18 protein-coding genes and 1 tRNA gene are annotated in these 16,314 nt (G+C 59.0%); 15 read left to right on the top strand and 4 right to left on the bottom strand.

Annotated features, from left to right (window positions below; genetic code table 11):
• Nucleotides 1-2 precede the first annotated feature (2 nt).
• Nucleotides 3-1,019, bottom strand: a complete 1,017-nt coding sequence (gene cobS / locus GSP01_RS04590) for a cobaltochelatase subunit CobS (protein WP_141351174.1) — start codon at nt 1,017-1,019, stop codon at nt 3-5.
• 85 nt (nt 1,020-1,104) lie between these two features.
• A complete protein-coding gene (locus GSP01_RS04585; RefSeq protein WP_141351171.1) occupies nt 1,105-1,725 on the bottom strand; it encodes a DnaJ domain-containing protein in 621 nt (206 codons plus the stop codon).
• Between the two features lie 69 nt (nt 1,726-1,794).
• Between GSP01_RS04585 and GSP01_RS04580 the strand changes: the two genes are divergently transcribed.
• Together GSP01_RS04580 and GSP01_RS04575 are read left to right on the top strand one after the other, a co-directional pair.
• Nucleotides 1,795-2,109: a BolA family protein gene (locus GSP01_RS04580; RefSeq protein ID WP_141351169.1), complete on the top strand. Its 315-nt coding sequence runs from the start codon at nt 1,795-1,797 to the stop codon at nt 2,107-2,109.
• A complete protein-coding gene (locus GSP01_RS04575; protein WP_141351167.1) occupies nt 2,106-2,699 on the top strand; it encodes a LolA family protein in 594 nt (197 codons plus the stop codon). Before GSP01_RS04580 ends, GSP01_RS04575 begins: the two co-directional genes overlap by 4 nt.
• Here the strand turns inward: GSP01_RS04575 and lipB are convergent.
• Nucleotides 2,680-3,381, bottom strand: coding sequence for a lipoyl(octanoyl) transferase LipB (gene lipB / locus GSP01_RS04570; RefSeq protein WP_174787545.1), 702 nt, complete (start codon nt 3,379-3,381; stop codon nt 2,680-2,682). The two genes, GSP01_RS04575 and lipB, sit on opposite strands and share 20 nt — an antisense overlap.
• A gap of 59 nt (nt 3,382-3,440) precedes the next feature.
• Between lipB and GSP01_RS04565 the strand changes: the two genes are divergently transcribed.
• From GSP01_RS04565 to GSP01_RS04530, 8 genes are all read left to right on the top strand, one after another.
• A tRNA-Leu gene (locus GSP01_RS04565) sits at nt 3,441-3,526 on the top strand.
• 211 nt (nt 3,527-3,737) lie between these two features.
• Nucleotides 3,738-4,622, top strand: a complete 885-nt coding sequence (gene galU / locus GSP01_RS04560; RefSeq protein ID WP_141351164.1) for a UTP--glucose-1-phosphate uridylyltransferase GalU — start codon at nt 3,738-3,740, stop codon at nt 4,620-4,622.
• On the top strand, nt 4,622-6,028 hold the full coding sequence (gene pgmG, locus GSP01_RS04555) for a phosphoglucomutase/phosphomannomutase PgmG (protein WP_141351161.1): 1,407 nt from the start codon (nt 4,622-4,624) through the stop codon (nt 6,026-6,028). The genes galU and pgmG overlap by 1 nt, the downstream gene beginning before the upstream one ends.
• A gap of 36 nt (nt 6,029-6,064) precedes the next feature.
• Nucleotides 6,065-6,253, top strand: coding sequence for a DUF3553 domain-containing protein (locus GSP01_RS04550; protein WP_141351159.1), 189 nt, complete (start codon nt 6,065-6,067; stop codon nt 6,251-6,253).
• Complete coding sequence (locus tag GSP01_RS04545; RefSeq protein WP_306414207.1) at nt 6,250-7,020, top strand: ComF family protein; 771 nt, start codon at nt 6,250-6,252, stop codon at nt 7,018-7,020. The genes GSP01_RS04550 and GSP01_RS04545 overlap by 4 nt, the downstream gene beginning before the upstream one ends.
• Nucleotides 7,021-7,027: 7 nt before the next feature.
• On the top strand, nt 7,028-7,285 hold the full coding sequence (gene grxC, locus GSP01_RS04540) for a glutaredoxin 3 (RefSeq protein WP_141351157.1): 258 nt from the start codon (nt 7,028-7,030) through the stop codon (nt 7,283-7,285).
• Entirely contained in the window at nt 7,286-7,774 is a 489-nt protein-coding gene (locus tag GSP01_RS04535) for a DUF2147 domain-containing protein (protein WP_141351154.1), read from the top strand.
• 95 nt (nt 7,775-7,869) lie between these two features.
• Entirely contained in the window at nt 7,870-9,141 is a 1,272-nt protein-coding gene (locus GSP01_RS04530) for a lactonase family protein (protein ID WP_141351151.1), read from the top strand.
• Nucleotides 9,142-9,206: 65 nt separating this feature from the next.
• On the opposite strand, the gene ubiG is transcribed toward GSP01_RS04530, so the two are convergent.
• The gene (gene ubiG, locus GSP01_RS04525) at nt 9,207-9,962 is read right to left on the bottom strand and encodes a bifunctional 2-polyprenyl-6-hydroxyphenol methylase/3-demethylubiquinol 3-O-methyltransferase UbiG (protein WP_141351149.1); all 756 of its coding nucleotides are present in this window, start codon (nt 9,960-9,962) and stop codon (nt 9,207-9,209) included.
• A 174-nt stretch (nt 9,963-10,136) separates the two neighbouring features.
• On the opposite strand from ubiG, the gene GSP01_RS04520 reads away from it, so the two are divergent.
• The 5 genes from GSP01_RS04520 to hisS all read left to right on the top strand — a co-directional run bounded on the left by GSP01_RS04520 (nt 10,137) and on the right by hisS (nt 16,311).
• Nucleotides 10,137-11,462, top strand: a complete 1,326-nt coding sequence (locus GSP01_RS04520; RefSeq protein ID WP_141351329.1) for an aspartate kinase — start codon at nt 10,137-10,139, stop codon at nt 11,460-11,462.
• Nucleotides 11,459-12,526 carry an NAD(P)H-dependent flavin oxidoreductase gene (locus GSP01_RS04515; RefSeq protein WP_174787544.1) on the top strand — a complete coding sequence of 356 codons (1,068 nt, stop codon included), beginning with the start codon at nt 11,459-11,461 and terminating at the stop codon, nt 12,524-12,526. Before GSP01_RS04520 ends, GSP01_RS04515 begins: the two co-directional genes overlap by 4 nt.
• A 14-nt stretch (nt 12,527-12,540) precedes the next feature.
• Entirely contained in the window at nt 12,541-13,827 is a 1,287-nt protein-coding gene (locus GSP01_RS04510) for a helix-turn-helix domain-containing protein (RefSeq protein ID WP_141351148.1), read from the top strand.
• Between the two features lie 91 nt (nt 13,828-13,918).
• On the top strand, nt 13,919-15,064 hold the full coding sequence (ispG, locus tag GSP01_RS04505; RefSeq protein WP_141351147.1) for a flavodoxin-dependent (E)-4-hydroxy-3-methylbut-2-enyl-diphosphate synthase: 1,146 nt from the start codon (nt 13,919-13,921) through the stop codon (nt 15,062-15,064).
• A complete protein-coding gene (gene hisS / locus GSP01_RS04500) occupies nt 15,064-16,311 on the top strand; it encodes a histidine--tRNA ligase (RefSeq protein ID WP_141351146.1) in 1,248 nt (415 codons plus the stop codon). The genes ispG and hisS overlap by 1 nt, the downstream gene beginning before the upstream one ends.
• The last annotated feature ends 3 nt before the right edge of the window (nt 16,312-16,314 follow it).

The following is a 16,314-nucleotide window of genomic DNA, read 5'->3' as shown; positions in this document are numbered from 1 at the left end:
GATCAGGCCAGCGGTGAGGTGTTGAAGCAACGCTGATAGTATTCTGCCACGATTCCGCGCTCGGCCTCGTCGCATTTGTTGAGGAAGGTGAGACGGAAGGAGAATGCCACATCGTTGAAGATGCGGTTGTTTTCGGCCCAGGCAATGACAGCGCGCGGAGACATGACCGTGGAAATGTCACCCGCCATGAAGCCGGAGCGTGTGAGGTTCGCTAGTGCGACCATGCGTTCGACCAGGGTTGTGGCATCCTTGTCTTTTGCTGGAATCTTCAGCTTGGACGTAACAATGCCCACTTCCTGCTCCAGCGGCAGGTAGTTCAGGGTAGCAACAATATTCCAGCGGTCCATCTGGCCCTGATTAATCTGCTGGGTTCCGTGATACAGGCCGGTCGTGTCGCCCAGACCTACCGTATTGGCGGTGGCGAACAGGCGGAAAGCCGGGTTGGGACGAATGACGCGGTTCTGATCCAGAAGCGTCAGATGCCCTTCGGCTTCCAGCACGCGCTGGATGACGAACATCACGTCCGGACGGCCGGCGTCGTATTCATCGAAGATCAGGGCGCAGGGGTGCTGGAGGCACCAGGGCAGCAGGCCTTCGCGGAATTCCGTGATCTGCTTGCCGTCCTTGAGGACGATCGCGTCCTTGCCGATCAGGTCGATCCGCGACACATGGCTGTCGAGATTGATCCGGACGCAGGGCCAGTTCAGGCGCGCGGCGATCTGCTCGATATGGGAGGACTTTCCGGTACCGTGGAAGCCCTGGACCATGACGCGCCGGTTGAAAGCGAATCCCGCGAGAATGGCGCGGGTGGTGTCTTCGTCGAACTTGTAGGACGGGTCGATGTCGGGGACATGTTCCGTGCGTATGGAATAGGCCGGAACCTGCATGTCCGTGCGGATACCAAAGACTTCTGCCGAGGAGATCATGAGATCGGGCGCGCCGAGAACGCTGGTCGGGACCGCAGCATTTTCAGCGGTGGTCACGGCTTCCGGGGTGTCAATCGTCGCGAAATCACTCATGGGACTCTTGGGCTTTCTCTGGCTCTTGGATCAGGATGTTCTGGAGAAGATGGAGCCTCGGCGTCCTGTGTTCCAGTCTAAAAATTCAGGAAACGAAATCATCCTGCCGGGTGAAATGGACTTTCAGTACGGAATAGGCCGAGCCGATGGCCTTGAAACGCTCTTCGGATTTCGCATCGCCGATATTGGCATCGGGATGATGCTGGCGGGCGAGGGCGCGATAGCGGGTCTTCACGTCATCGAAAGAGACTGGCCATGTCAGATCCAGGGTCGCAAGCGGTTGGCGCAGGAGCTCGGGGATTCCGGAGGCGTGAGCAGGCGCGCGCTGACGGGCCGCATCTTTCGCCCGTTCGGCCCGGCTGTGACGGGTCGCGCCAAGGATGTCGAGCGGGTCGAGGATGTCGTCCTCGTTGAATTCGGCCTTGTTGGCCGTGCCGGTACCAAGCTTCCAGGACGGGCGCTGCCATGAGACGTCAGCTCGCAGATGCGCTTCGATCTGACCCGGCGTCATGCCGCGATAGAAATCCCAGCGGGAATTGTATTCGCGGACATGTTCAAGACAGAACCAGAAATACGAACGCAGGGCATCACGCCCGCGCGGTGCACGGTAGCCCGCAGATTCGTTGCAGCCCGGATGGTCACAGACCTGTTCCGGCGCGTCAGGATCGGGATCGAAGGCCCGGTGTCTGGTAGATTTGCGCTGCATGGTGTCTGATATGGGCAATCACAGCCGCCCGATGCAAGCGGCCATTCCTCAAGCCGGACGATTTTCATTATGTCTGAAACAGCTTCACACCCTTCCGCGCCGCATGGCACTCGACGGGAACGGATCGAGGCGATCCTTCGACGGGAACTGTTGCCCACGACGATCGAGATCCAGGATGACAGCGCCCGTCACGCCCATCACGCCGGGGCGAAAGCTCTTGGCAGCGGCGGGGAGACGCATTTCAATGTCGCCATTACAAGCGCGCGGTTTGATGGACTGAACAGGGTGGCGCGCCATCGGCTGGTCAATGATCTTCTGGCTGAGGAATTCAGCTCCGGACTGCATGCGCTCTCCTTGGTCCTGCATGGAGAGAAAACCCCATGAAACGTGCTCTTCTGGTCCTCCTTCTGTTGTCAGGTTGTGCGACGGGTGGCTACGGGCACCTGCCTGCGGCCGAGCAGGACGACGTGCATCGTATCGAGGCCTATCTGAACGGTGTTAAGGGACTGAAAGCGGCTTTTTTGCAACATGGGCCTGATGCCGGGGAAAGCGCAGGACGTTTTTCCTATATTCCGGGGCATTTGAGGCTGGATTATGTCGTGCCGCATCCGATGGAACTTGTCGCCGGTGACGGGCATCTCGTGCTCGACGATCGGGCGACGGGCGCCGTCACGCATCTGTCGCTGCGACACAATCCGCTCGGCCTGTTGCTGAAATATCCGATCCGGTTCGACGGCGACGTGCAGGTTACGGATGTACGGCATGGAGACGGATCGCTGCAGATTTCGGTCGCGCAGGCGGATAATCCGTCCCAGGGTCTGTTGACGATCCAGTTTTCGGACGTGAACGGTCAGCTCGGTTTGATCGGGCTGCAGGGCGTGGATGCCCGACAGCATCATTTTGGGGTGGAGCTTTCCGCTTTGCAGCAGGGGGTGGTCATCGCCCCGTCCGTCTTCACGCCGCCCGCGGAATAGAGCCGAACCGTTCTGGCCATGCAGCGGCGAGGGCGTTATCGAGATCCGCCATCGTCAGGCTGCTGTCGAATCGCTGGAGACTGGTGACGCCGAATTCGCGGATGCCGCAGGGCACGATTCCATCGAAATCGGTCAGATCGGGACTGACATTGATCGAAACGCCATGCCAGCTGACCCAGCGGCTGACGCGGATGCCCAGCGCCCCGATCTTGGCTTCCTGGCCCGTCAGGGGATCGATCGTCCAGACGCCGATCCGGCCCTCGCGGGTAAAGGCCGTGACGCCCAGCCGAGCGAGAGCGTCGGTCATCCAGCCTTCCAGTCCCGCGACAAAGGCGCGCAGGTCGCGGGACTGGACGGTGCCGTTTGGCTTCGTCAGATTCATCATAACATAACCGAGCCTCTGGCCCGGTCCATGATAGGTCCACTGGCCGCCGCGTCCGGCGGAATAGGTCGGATAACCGTGCGGATTATAAAGGTCTGCGTCTTTAGCGGAGGTGCCTGCCGTAAAGACAGGAGGATGCTCAACGAGCCAGACCAGCGGTTCTGCTGTCCCCTGATGAATAGCCTGTGCACGCCCCTCCATAAAGCTCAGGGCCACGGGGTAGGGGATCAGTCCCGGAGAGGATTTCCACAAAATTTCTTCACAAATCGCATTTCGGGTCATTGCCCTTATATCAGTCATCGGCTATAGCCCCTCCCACACCGGACGGTCATGCACCAAGCAGGATCGTTTGTCACGGGGCGGCCGTGGCGGAATGGTAGACGCGCAAGCTTGAGGTGCTTGTGGGGGCAACCCCGTGGAAGTTCGAGTCTTCTCGGCCGCACCACTGACATTCAGATGTCGGTGTATCCCAGTAAAAATCAGACATCATGAAAATAAACCTCGTAGGGGAGCAAAGTGCTTCCTTGCCGTATCTTGGGTCTGTGCCATTTTGTTGCCAGACTGCTGAGACAGGTTTATTCCTTGTTTCGTCCTTGAGAGCGTCTGGACCTGTGGTTCGGCGGTCGGGCGTTGTTTCGGCTGATGTGTGAGGTTTCGTGATCAAGCCACTGAAAAAAGCTGTCCTTCCTGTTGCCGGTCTTGGAACGCGGTTTCTGCCTGCCACCAAGGCTATGCCGAAGGAAATGCTTCCTGTCGTCGATAAGCCGCTGATCCAGTACGCGATTGATGAAGCTCGCGAAGCTGGGATTGAAGAATTCTGTCTGGTGACCGGTCGTGGCAAGGACAGCCTGATCGATTATTTCGACATTGCCTATGAACTTGAAGCAACGCTCAAGGAGCGCGGTAAGAAGAGCGCGCTTGAAGCGCTGGCACCCAGCAGTGTGCAGGCAGGGTCCCTTGTTGCTGTGCGTCAGCAGGAGCCGCTGGGCCTGGGGCATGCCATCTGGTGTGCACGTTCGTTTATCGGCGATGATCCGTTCGCCATCCTGCTGCCGGACGATATCGTCAAGGGGCGCAGTTGCATTGGTCAGTTGGTCGAGGCCTACAACCAGACGGGCGGTAATGTCGTGGCAGTCACGGAAGTTCCGCCTGAACATACGAACCGCTACGGCATTCTTGATGTTGGCAGCGACGACGGCAAATTGGTCGAGGTGAAGGGGCTTGTCGAAAAGCCGGCTCCAGAAGATGCTCCGTCGAACCTGTCCATCATCGGTCGTTACGTGCTGACACCGGACGTCATGAAATATCTGGCGAAGCTGGAGCGTGGCGCGGGTAATGAAGTCCAGCTTACGGATGCAATGGCCAAGACAATCGGTGAAGTGCCGTTCCATGGTCTGCGTTACGAAGGTACGCGCTATGACTGCGGCGACAAAGCCGGATTCCTCGAAGCGCAGATCGCCTTCTCGATCGACCGTGAGGACCTTGGTTCGTCCGTGAAGGCGTTCCTTAAGAAATACAAGCAGTATATGGATGCGCCCTGATGCCATTCCGGCATGATTTTGATCCGACGAGCCTGAGGGAATACGATATCCGCGGGATCGTCGGAAAGACGCTGCATCCGGCGGATGCTTTCGCCATTGGTCGCACATTTGCGAGTATGGTGATCCGTGCCGGTGGAAAGCGGATTGTGGTCGGATATGATGGCCGTCTGTCTTCGCCAGTTCTGGAAGATGCACTGGTTCGGGGGGCTGTCGAATCCGGAGCGGAGGTGACACGGATCGGATGTGGTCCGACGCCCATGCTCTATTTCGCATCCGTGGCCGATGGCGCTGATGGCGCCGTTATGGTCACGGGAAGCCATAATCCGCCCGATTATAACGGCTTTAAGATGATGATGGGTGGCAAGCCGTTTTACGGTGATCAGATCCGCGAACTGGGTCGTCTGTCAGCATGTGGTGATGTTCTTCCTGCGACACACGGGCAGGCGGCCATGCTCGATATTTCCGACCGATATATTGACCGGCTTTTGCAGGATTACGATGGGATCCGGCCATTGCGGGTCGTTTGGGACAATGGCAACTCTGCAGCCGGCGCCGTGCTTAGTCGTCTGGTGGAGCGTCTTCCGGGCGAGCATACGGTTCTGTTCGGAGAGATCGACGGACATTTCCCGAACCATCATCCTGATCCAACGGTCGAGAAAAATCTTCAGGATCTGATCCGTGTTGTGGACGAAAAGCAGGCGGATCTGGGGATTGCCTTTGATGGTGACGCAGACCGGATCGGTATTGTCGACAATCGCGGTCAGATATTCTGGGGCGACCAGATGCTGGTTCTGCTGGCGCAGGACGTTCTGATCCGTCACCCGGGTGCCACGATCATCGCGGATGTGAAAGCCAGTCAGATCCTCTTTGATGAGATCGCAAAGGCTGGTGGGCAGCCGCTGATGTGGAAGACGGGCCATTCGCTCATCAAGACCAAGATGGCCGAAACTGGCTCTCCGCTGGCGGGCGAGATGTCCGGACATATCTTCTTTGCCGACAAGTGGTACGGTTTTGATGATGCGCTTTATGCTGCCGTGCGCGTTCTGGGGATCGTTTCGCGTCTGCCGGGGCCGCTTTCGGATTTCCGTGACAGCCTGCCGGTGACGGTTACGACGCCAGAGTTGCGCTTCAACTGTGATGACACACGCAAGTTTGAGGTCATCACGGAAGTGGCTGAACGTCTGAGGAAAGAGGGCGCGGACGTCTCTGAAATTGACGGTGTCCGCGTCAATACGCCCGATGGCTGGTGGCTGCTTCGGGCTTCCAACACCCAGGCCGTTCTGGTGGCCCGGGCGGAGGCGTGTGACGACGCCGGGCTTGATCGTCTGAAGGCGGCGTTAGCCGCACAGCTTGAAGCTTCTGGTCTCGAGGCCCCTGATTTTTCCGGTGAGAATGCAGGGCACTGACATGGAACGGGTTCCGGTCTTCAGGCAGATTTGTCGGTGATCGGGCCCTTTCAATCCTTTCTTGAGCCTGGGCAGATTGTCCAGCATCCTGATCGCCCCGAATGGGGCTGGGGTCAGGTCCAGTCGGCTGTGGGAGAGCGGGTGACTGTTAATTTCCAGCATCAGGGCAAGGTCCTGATCGACGCATCCCGAATTACGCTTAAGCTGGTGATGCGTACGGGGTGAAACGGTTTCTGAACCGCAGCGCGCGCGTTGTTCTGGATACGCTGCTGCCTCCGACCTGTGCGGCCTGCGGGACAGAAGTCATGACGGAAGGCGCGTTCTGCAGTACGTGTTTCCAAACCGCTCACAGGATTGTTTCTCCCAGCTGTTACCGATGTGGTGTTCCGCTGGAAAACGAGGGCCTGGGCGGTACTCAGAGCTGCTGTGCGGCCTGTCAGATCCATCCGCCGGTCTGGCGTTCTGCTCGGGCGGCTTTTGTTTACGACACGTGGTCGCGGCGCCTGATTCTGCCGCTGAAATATTCCGATCATACTGAAAATGCAGCTGTTCTGGCTCGCCAGATGACATCGGCTGCCGAGGATATGCTGCGAAACGTCACGCTTGTCGTGCCCGTTCCGCTGTTTCGTACTCGTCTGTGGAAACGACGTTACAATCAGGCTGCCCTAATGGCGCAGGGTGTTTCGCGGCTTACGGGGCTGCCTTGTGTGGTGGATGCGCTTCAGCGCGTCCGCTCTACGCGCGCGCTGGCCCGTCTGTCTGCCGGGGAGCGCGGGCGGGAGATGGAACATGCTGTTCGGGTGAGGAAAGAACGTGAAGCGCGAATAGAGGGACAGGCCCTCCTGCTTGTGGATGACGTGCTGACGACAGGGTCCACAGCATCGGCCTGTACGATGGCTTTGATGATGGCCGGTGCGGCGAGTGTGGATATTTTGGTTGCAGCGCGGACCGGGAGAGTGGATGAACAGAACCCACGTTTTGTCCAGGAATGAGGATCCTATGTCGAAAGTCGAGATTTATACCCAGCCTGGATGTCCTTATTGCGTGCATGCCGTCAGCCTGCTGCGCTCCAAGGGGATAGAATTTCAGGAAATCAACGCGCCTCACGGAACGGCCGAGCGCGAGGAGTCTATTCGTAGATCCGGCCGTCGGACCGTGCCGCAGACATTTGTGGACGGTAAGGGGTTGGGGGGCTGTGATGACCTGATGGCACTTGATCGTGCGGGGCGTCTTGATGCCCTGTTGGGCAAGGTCTGAATGCGGGGAGCAGGCTTTTTCGCGGCTGTCCTGCTGGCTGTATCATCACTTTCCTGTGTCACAGCACAGGCGCAGACATCTGCTCCGGCAGGTGTGGCTCCTTCGGATATTCCCGAAGAGGGTTTGTGGCTGTCCGAGGAGCATGACGGTCTGTTTTCCATTGAACCCTGCGGTCATATGCTCTGTGGGCAGCTGATTGGCATGGCTTATGATGGGGCTGTTCCCAGGGATGTCTGGGGGCGATCGCAGTGCGGAATCCGTATGCTGACAGACTTTATCCCAATTGAGGATCGTAAGTGGCAGGGTCATATTCTTGATCCACGGACCGGACGGGTTTATCAGGCACGAATATGGGTGTCTGAGCCTAATGTCTTGAAACTGCGCGGATTCGTTCTGGGAATGCCTCTTCTGGGGGAGACCCAGACCTGGACCCGCTACGCTGGTCCATCTGTGGGGCCGCAATGCAAACTGCCGAAGGACGCCCATTGAACCAGTGACCGGGAAACCGGTATCGGGGTCGGGAATGCGTCTTTTCCTAGTAGTGGGCGTTATCCCTGCCATACTGAAAGGAATGCAGATCCATCATGTCCCACCCTGTTTCCCGCCGTAATTTTACGGTCGGACTAGTTGCCGGTGTTGCTGTGGCCGGCACCGGTGTCGCCGGGGCCGTTGACCCTGAAAAGGCAGTTCCGACACCTCCGCCACCGCCGAAGCCGGTTGCAAAGACGATCTGTTTCGTCGGCGGATATACGAAACATGGGCCGCCGGGAGGTGGAACCGGAAACGGGCAGGGGATTTCTGTTTTCGATATGGATCGTGACACGGGCGTTCTGACACCGATCACGACCTTTACGGATATCGCCAGCCCGTCTTTCCTTGCGATTTCGAAGGACCAGCGCTTTTTGTACGCGCTGAGCGAGATTGACGATTTCAACAAGGATGGGGATGGCTCCGTTACGGCGTTTGCAATCGATCCTAAGACCGGTTCGCTGCGTAAGCTGAACGTGGTCAGCTCTAAAGGTGCCGTTCCGGCCCATCTGAGCATTCACCATTCGGGTCGTTACGTGCTGGTCGCCAACTATGTGGGTGGCTGCGTTGCCGTTCTGCCGATCCGCTCTGACGGATCGTTGGGTGAGGCCTCGGACGTCGTGCACAATACGGGCCCGCGTCAACCGGAGCGGGCTTCGGACAATCCGCAGGGCAATTTTGCCGTGTCAGACCATTCGGGCTCGCATCCGCACATGATCCACTCAGACCCGAGCGGCAAGTTCGTGCTGGTGGACGATGCGGGTCTGGACCGCGTCTATGTCTGGACGCTTAACATTGATACTGGCAAGCTTATCCCCGCCAAGACGCCTTATTACGATATGGAACCGGGCTCGGCGCCGCGCCACTTCCAGTTCAACCATTCTGGCCGCATCCTGTACAATTTGTGTGAGCAGGATTCGAAAGTTGTCGTTTCCAATTTTGATCCGGCGACTGGCGCGATCAGCGATATTCAGACCGTCAGCACCGTCACGTCGCAGTTCCGAGGCTCGACGCTTGCGGCGGAAATTCTGATCTCGGCGAGTGGAAAGTTCGTCTACGTTTCCAACCGTCTGGGTGATTCGCTGGCCGTGTTCGCCATCGGTGCGGACGGGACGTTAACACTTCAGGATGAGGTCTGGATGCATGCAGATTACGGTCGCGCGCTGATGTTCGATCCGTCCGGAGCATTCCTGTTCTGCGCCAACCAGCGCTCGGATGCCGTGACCTCTTTTAAGGTGGACAAGAAGACAGGACAAATTGCGTTTACGAACAATTTCACTCCTGTTGGCAGTCCAACAACCTTTGCGTTCATGAACACGCAGGTCTGATAGACCTTCTAATCCACAAAAAGGCGGTTGCAGCAAAATGATATATTGCAACCGCCCTTTTTTGTTCAGTCCTTGCGAAAAATCGCGATGTAATTGATTCCGGTGTCACGGCTTTCGCGCCACTGGAACGGGACATAACTCATTCCGGCTATGTTCAGCATCCGCAGTCCTGCGTTACGGGCCATGGCGGCAAGTTCGTCGGGCTTGATGAATTTCTTCCAGTCATGCGTACCAACGGGCAGCATCCGCAACAGGTATTCCGCACCGAGCTTGGCGACAGCATAAGAGCGCGGGGTCCGGTTCAGGGTGGATACCGCGACCATGCCTCCCGGTTTTGTCAGCGTGGCCAGCATGTTCAGGAAGTCCTGCGGATCATTGACGTGCTCGATGACCTCGAGCGCATTGACGACATCGAAACGCGCGCCTTCCGCCACGAGGTCTTCTGCACTTCCATTACGATAGGATAGGGGGGCTGCCTCGGGCGGAAGCGGGTGCTCGGCCAGATGCGCTTCAGCGGCGCGGATGCCCGGAGCACTAGCGTCAATTCCAAGCGTGTCAAAACCGAGTTTGGCATAGGCCTCGCTCGCCAGGCCTGCGCCACAGCCGATATCGAGCAGGCACAACGGTGCAGGGGACGTCTTGCGCATGGGGGCGACATGACGGCTGACCCATTCGGTCCGCAGGGGGTTCATGGCATGAAGCGGTGCCATGGGGCCACGTGGATTCCACCAGTCTTTCGCCAGGGCGCTGAAATGGGCGATCTCGGATTCCGATACGGATGAGCGTCTGGAATCCGGTCTTGCGGACGTTTCTGTGGGCATCAGAATTCTCCTTCTGTGTGCCTGTCTGCTGCGCGTCATCTGGACGTGACGGAGCTAGACGAGTATGTGGACCGGCAGAGTCTGTCCAGGTGCCGGGTGGTGTGCATGTCTTTGCCGTACCCGATGCCAGACCCGAGCGCGCAACGCCAGACACGTACTGGAGCCTTATCCGCGATGTCCATGCCCGATACTCCCGTCCGCGACCAGCTTTCCGGTCGTGCCTATCCTCATGCCGCCATGACTGGCGAAATTGGGAAACGGAAGACGGTTGTCATGAAATTCGGCGGTACATCCGTCGGAAATATCGAGCGTATCCGGAACGTTGCAAAACGCGTGAAGGCGGAACATGACCGCGGCCGTCGTGTCGCTGTCGTGGTCTCCGCCATGGCCGGTGTCACTAACCGGATGGTCGGTTACTGTGCCGAGTTGGACCCGCTGGCCGATCCAAAGGAATACGATGCAGTTGTCGCTGCCGGCGAGCAGGTGACGAGCGGGCTTGTGTCCATTGCGCTTCAGGCGCTCGGCGTGAAGGCACGGTCGTTCCAAGGGTGGCAGATCCCGCTCGTGACAGACGACGCGCATGGCAAGGCCGCCATTGAGAGCGTGGACGGCACGGCGCTGCTGGCCTGTCTGGATGAAGATGTTGTGCCCGTTGTGGCCGGCTTCCAGGGCGTAGGTCCCGATGGCCGCATTGCGACGCTGGGACGCGGAGGATCGGATACGTCCGCCGTGGCCGTCGCGGCTGCCATTAATGCCGATCAGTGCGATATCTATACCGATGTGGACGGGATCTATACGACCGATCCGCGCATCGTGAAACGCGCCAAGAAGCTCGATCGCATCACTTACGAAGAGATGCTTGAACTGGCTTCGGTAGGCGCCAAGGTACTTCAGACCCGCAGTGTCGGCCTCGCCATGCGCGAGAATGTCCGTGTGCGGGTTCTGTCATCGTTCGCGGAAACGGATGATGACAGTGGTTCGATTGTTGTTGATGAGGACGAGATCATGGAGAAGGAACTGGTTGCGGGGATTGCCAACTCGCATGACGAAGCGAAAATCTCCGTGCGGAATATTCCGGACCGTCCGGGCATTGCCGCCGCGATCTTCGATCCGCTGGCAGCCGCGAACATCAATGTTGACATGATCGTCCAGAGCGTCGGTGTGGACAACATGACGAACATGACCTTCACGGTCAGTAAGGCTGACGAGACCGCTGCCCGCGCTGTGCTGGAGAAGGCCCATGAATACGTCCAGTATGGCGAACTGATTACGTCTCATAACGTGGTGAAAATCAGTGTCGTGGGTATCGGTATGCGATCGAATGCAGGTCTGGCCGCGCGGATGTTCCGCACGCTGGCCGATCGCGGCATCAACGTGCAGGTCATATCCACGAGCGAGATCAAGATCTCGGTTCTGATCGATTCCGAATATACCGAATTGGCCATGCGCGCACTGCACACGGCTTATGGGCTTGATGCCAAAGAGGAAGCCGACGCGTGAGCGAAACCCTGATCGAGACCCCGAGCGAGGCTCTGGACGCCCGCGCGACTTTGGACCGGCTGTGGAAGCCGGGCTGTGACTTCCTTGGAAGCGACGTTGCGATCCTCGGCGGCGCTATGTCCTGGGTTAGTGAGCGGCATCTCGTCTCGGCCATTTCCAACGCTGGTGGGTTTGGTGTCATCGCCTGTGGCGCGATGTCTCCCGAGCGTTTGGAAGAGGAAATCGTTGCTACGCAGGCAATGACGAAGCGTCCGTTCGGCGTCAACCTCATCACCATGCATCCCGAGCTGGACCGGCTGGTGGATGTGTGTCTGGCTCACAGCGTCTCTCACATCGTGCTCGCAGGCGGCGTGCCGAACAGCGCTACGATCCGCAAGGTGCGCGATGGCGGCGCAAGGGCGATCGGTTTTGCGCCTGCACTGGCTCTGGGCAAGCGTCTGGTGCGCATGGGCATTGAAGCGCTTGTGATAGAAGGCTCAGAAGCCGGCGGCCATGTCGGTCCGGTGTCGCTGACCGTTCTGGCACAGGAAATTCTGCCATACATCCATGATGTTCCCGTGTTCGTTGCCGGTGGTTTGGGCCGTGGCGACGCGATCCTGTCCTATCTGGAACAGGGCGCAGCCGGTGCGCAGCTCGGAACATTGTTTGCTGCGTCCGAAGAGAGCATCGCGCATGAGAACTTCAAGAAGGCTTTTCTGCGCGCCAATGCCCGTGATGCGGTGACGACTGTGCAACTCGATGAGTTATTCCCTGTTATCCCGGTACGGGGCCTGTCGAATGAAGGGGGTCGGAGCTTCGCGCGTCTTCAGGGTGAAGCGCTCCGGAAGTTCCAGAGCGGAGAGCTGACCAAGGAAGAAGCCCAGCTCTCGATCGAGCATTACTGGGCGGGTGCTCTGCGCCGCGCTGTCATCGACGGTGATGTGGAGACGGGTTCGGTCATGGCTGGTCAGTCCGTGGGCATGGTCAAGGAAGTCCGTCCGGTTGCCGAAATCATCGCGACGCTGGTTGAGCAGGCCGTGAATGCCATCAGGCAGCGCGAAACTCGCATTCACGCGCCAAGCTAACGGATTGTCTGGCCATGTCTCCACCGCCCTCAAACCGTCCGTTTTCGCAACCTTCCGATCAGCCAAGTGTCGGAACGGTGCTGCGTGTGCGTCGCGAGGAACTTGGTTGGCGGCTTGAAGATGTCGCAGAATGGCTGCGAATCCGACCAAAACTGCTGGCGGCGCTCGAGGCAGACGATCTGTCGAAACTGCCTGGCGTGGCTTATGCAGTGGGATTTCTTCGCACCTATGCCCATGCCATGCAGCTTGATGTGGATGCGCTAGTCGAGCGGTTCCGCCGTGACACGCGCGGCGCTGTAACCCGTAAACCGGAATTGGTTTTTCCGCAGCCTGAGGGTGATCGCGGGTTGCCAGTCGGCGTGTTGGTCGGGGCAGGACTCGTGGTTGTGGTTGCAGCCTATGTGGGTTGGTACCGCTTTACGGAGCATGACAATCCGGCCCAGAGGCAGGTGCCGGCCGTTTCAGAACTGATGCCAGGGGCTGCGACCCCTGCCATGACCTCTCCGCAGGTCGCATCTGTAATGCCCGGACGCGCTCCGACGCCGGAGCCACATGCTCCCGTGACGGCGCCCTCTGTTCCCGCAATGTCGGCACCACCGGTTGCACCGATACAGAATGCTCCTGCGCCTGATGCTTCTGCTGCGCCTTCAATTGCACAATCCACGCCCTCGACGGTTGCACCATCTGTGGCACCTCCAGCGTCGGATGACGATTCAGAAACGCCCCCCGCAGGCGAGGTCGCGCCTGCGCAGCCGACTAATACACAACAGACGGTGGCGATCGGCCAGCCTGCCATGGATCTGCCACCGGCTGTGCCCGAGGGAGCTGTTGTGCTCCGTGCGCTGGCCCCCGTCTGGACGCAGGTCAGGGACCGGGATGGGCATGTTCTCGTCTCGCGTGTGATGCAGCCGGGTGAAAGTTGGCAAGGCGATCCCGCAGGCGCTCCGTTCCGGATGTCGTTCGGCAATGCCGGCGGTATCGTCCTGACCACGGCTGGGGCAACCAGTGCGCCGCTGGGGAAAGAAGGGCAGGTTCGCCGTAATGTCGAAGTGACGGCTGACGCCATCCGTTCAGGAGCATTCGGCTCGGGGATTGCACTGCCGGTGCAGCCCAATGCGCCGGTTCCTGTACCAGGAGAAACTGCTGCGGCGCCAGCCGTTGCGCCTGTGCCCGCGCCGCCCAGAGCACCGCCTGTTTCTGTTTCCCGGAAGGCACCAGCAGCACCTGAAATCTCGGCTGATGACCTTAATGCCCGACAGCTTGGACATCAGCCGCTGGAACAATCGTCGCTATCGCATTAAACCCTTATATCCGTCAGGGGGGCTCAGTGCTCCTGAACACACCCTACTGGGTTAGAGCTCCCGGTCCTTTCCGGGCACGAAGAGGTAAATCATGAGCAGCTACCGTCCCTATCAGCACATCGAGCGTCGCAAGTCGCGCCAGATCCATGTCGGCAAGGTTGCGGTCGGTGGTGATGCCCCGATCTCCGTGCAGACCATGACCAACACCCTGACATCCGATGCCCAAGCCACAATCGATCAGATCCGTCTGGCCGAGCTGGCTGGTGTGGATATCGTTCGCGTATCTTGTCCGGATGAGGCTAGCACAGCTGCGCTGGCGGAGATCGTGCATGAAGTGAACGTCCCTATCGTTGCGGACATCCATTTTCACTACAAGCGTGCCATCGAAGCCGCCAAGGCTGGTGCTGCGTGCCTGCGAATCAATCCGGGCAATATCGGCAGCGCCGAGCGCGTGCGTGAAGTCGTCAATGCCGCCAAGGATTATGGTTGCTCAATCCGTATTGGCGTGAATGCCGGTTCGCTCGAAAAGCATCTGCTCGAAAAGTACGGTGAGCCCAACCCGGAAGCTCTGGTCGAGAGCGCTCTCGAACACGCCAAAATTCTTGAGGATCACGACTTCCACGAGTTCAAGATCAGCGTGAAGGCGTCCGACGTGTTCATGGCGGTCGCGGCCTATCAGCAGCTTGCAGATTGCTGTGACCACCCACTGCATATCGGTATCACCGAGGCCGGCTCCAAGCGTGCAGGGACGGTGAAGTCCTCCATCGGTCTGGGCAACCTGCTCTGGGCTGGCGTGGGTGACACGATGCGTGTTTCGCTCTCGGCTGCTCCGGAAGAGGAAGTGCTGGTCGGCTGGGATATCCTGAAGTCCCTCGGTCTGCGTCATCGCGGCGTGAAAATTATTTCCTGCCCGTCATGCGCACGTCAGGGCTTCAACGTCGTTGAAACGGTCCAGACGTTGGAAGATCGTCTTCAGCACATCAAGACACCGCTGACGCTGTCCATCATCGGCTGCGTGGTGAATGGCCCTGGCGAGGCACTGATGACCGATCTCGGTGTGACCGGTGGCGGTAACGGCCGTCATATGGTTTACGCGGCCGGTCGTCAGGACCATACGATGCCGGGTGGCGACATGATTGAGCATATCGTGGATCTCGTAGAAAAGAAGGTTGCGGATATCGAAGCCAGCAAGGAAGAGGGCACGACGGCCAAGCTGATGGATCCGGCAGCGCACTGATGTCCGGACTTCAGCCGCCCCGCGGGACACACGACCTTATTGGCGAGACGATGCGCCGCCACCACCATGTCGTGGAGACGGCGCGCCGGGTTCTGCGGACCTATGGTTTCGAGGAATGGAGCACGCCTATTTTCGAGGATACGCGCGTCTTTTCGCGTACCCTCGGCGAGACATCCGATGTCGTGTCCAAGGAAATGTACACGTTCGAGGATCGTGGCGGTGAGAGCATCACTCTGCGACCCGAGGGGACGGCAGCAATCTGCCGGGCGCTGGTTACGAACGGTCTGACGCAGTCCCTGCCGCAGAAGGTTTTCTATCACGGGCCGATGTTCCGTTACGAACGCCCGCAGAAAGGGCGTTACCGCCAGTTCCATCAGATCGGTGCAGAGCTGATCGGTGCGGAAAGCCCGCTTCGGGATGCCGAGACGATCGCCATGGCGCAGGACATTCTGCGCGAGCTGGGTTTGGGCGATCACGTCACGCTAGAACTCAACACGCTTGGCGATCTGGCCAGCCGTCAGGCTTGGCGAGAAGCACTGGTGGCGTATTTCCGTGACCATGCCGATGCGCTGTCTGAAGAAAGCCGGATCCGGCTTGAAGCCAATCCGCTACGCATTCTGGACAGCAAATCCGAGCAGGACCGCAAGCTGCTCGACGACGCTCCGGCCTTTGCGGATTATCTAAACGATGAGTCCCGCCAGTTCTGGGACATGCTGCGCGACAGCCTCCAGGCCTTTGGCGTGGATTTCATCGAGAACCCGCGCATCGTCCGGGGGCTTGATTATTACAGCCACACGGCCTTTGAGTTCGTGACCTCGAAACTCGGGGCTCAGGGCACCGTACTGGCCGGTGGTCGCTATGAAGGTCTTGTTGAGCAGATGGGCGGTCCGGCGATCCCGGCGATCGGCTGGGCTGGCGGGATCGAGCGTCTGGCAATGTTGCTGGATAGCGTGCCCGAACTTCCGGCTGGAATTGCGCTGGTGCCGATGGGAGATGTGGCTGTTCTAAAAGCCGCGTCCATTGCTCGTGCTCTGCGTTTGGCTGGTCTGCGAGCTGAGATTGAGACCCGTGGCAATATGAAGAAGCGCATGGAGCGCGTTGTGAAGTCCGGCGCATCCCATGCGATTGTTCTGGGTGATGAGGAAATCGCCAAAAATATTGTGCAGCTTCGGGACCTTTCGAGCCGCGAGCAGCAGGAAGTACCGGTTGCAGAGCTGGTACAGGTTCTGAGCGCAGGACGCCCCTGAGCA

Source organism: Gluconobacter sphaericus NBRC 12467 (assembly GCF_006539125.1).
Lineage (GTDB): Bacteria > Pseudomonadota > Alphaproteobacteria > Acetobacterales > Acetobacteraceae > Gluconobacter > Gluconobacter sphaericus.
The sequence above is the reverse complement of the archived record's forward strand: the minus strand, read 5'-3'. Positions and strand labels throughout refer to the sequence as shown.

Excerpts from the sequence above, each read along its gene's own strand:
- grxC (WP_141351157.1), top strand. The coding sequence starts at position 7,028 with ATGTCGAAAGTCGAGATTTATACCCAGCCTGGATGTCCTTATTGCGTG.
- lipB (WP_174787545.1), bottom strand. The coding sequence starts at position 3,381 with ATGACTGATATAAGGGCAATGACCCGAAATGCGATTTGTGAAGAAATT.
- cobS (WP_141351174.1), bottom strand. The coding sequence starts at position 1,019 with ATGAGTGATTTCGCGACGATTGACACCCCGGAAGCCGTGACCACCGCT.
- GSP01_RS04575 (WP_141351167.1), top strand. The coding sequence starts at position 2,106 with ATGAAACGTGCTCTTCTGGTCCTCCTTCTGTTGTCAGGTTGTGCGACG.
- GSP01_RS04520 (WP_141351329.1), top strand. The coding sequence starts at position 10,137 with ATGTCCATGCCCGATACTCCCGTCCGCGACCAGCTTTCCGGTCGTGCC.
- GSP01_RS04510 (WP_141351148.1), top strand. The coding sequence starts at position 12,541 with ATGTCTCCACCGCCCTCAAACCGTCCGTTTTCGCAACCTTCCGATCAG.
- ispG (WP_141351147.1), top strand. The coding sequence starts at position 13,919 with ATGAGCAGCTACCGTCCCTATCAGCACATCGAGCGTCGCAAGTCGCGC.
- GSP01_RS04585 (WP_141351171.1), bottom strand. The coding sequence starts at position 1,725 with ATGCAGCGCAAATCTACCAGACACCGGGCCTTCGATCCCGATCCTGAC.
- GSP01_RS04530 (WP_141351151.1), top strand. The coding sequence starts at position 7,870 with ATGTCCCACCCTGTTTCCCGCCGTAATTTTACGGTCGGACTAGTTGCC.
- GSP01_RS04580 (WP_141351169.1), top strand. The coding sequence starts at position 1,795 with ATGTCTGAAACAGCTTCACACCCTTCCGCGCCGCATGGCACTCGACGG.
- hisS (WP_141351146.1), top strand. The coding sequence starts at position 15,064 with ATGTCCGGACTTCAGCCGCCCCGCGGGACACACGACCTTATTGGCGAG.
- ubiG (WP_141351149.1), bottom strand. The coding sequence starts at position 9,962 with ATGCCCACAGAAACGTCCGCAAGACCGGATTCCAGACGCTCATCCGTA.
- GSP01_RS04535 (WP_141351154.1), top strand. The coding sequence starts at position 7,286 with ATGCGGGGAGCAGGCTTTTTCGCGGCTGTCCTGCTGGCTGTATCATCA.
- pgmG (WP_141351161.1), top strand. The coding sequence starts at position 4,622 with ATGCCATTCCGGCATGATTTTGATCCGACGAGCCTGAGGGAATACGAT.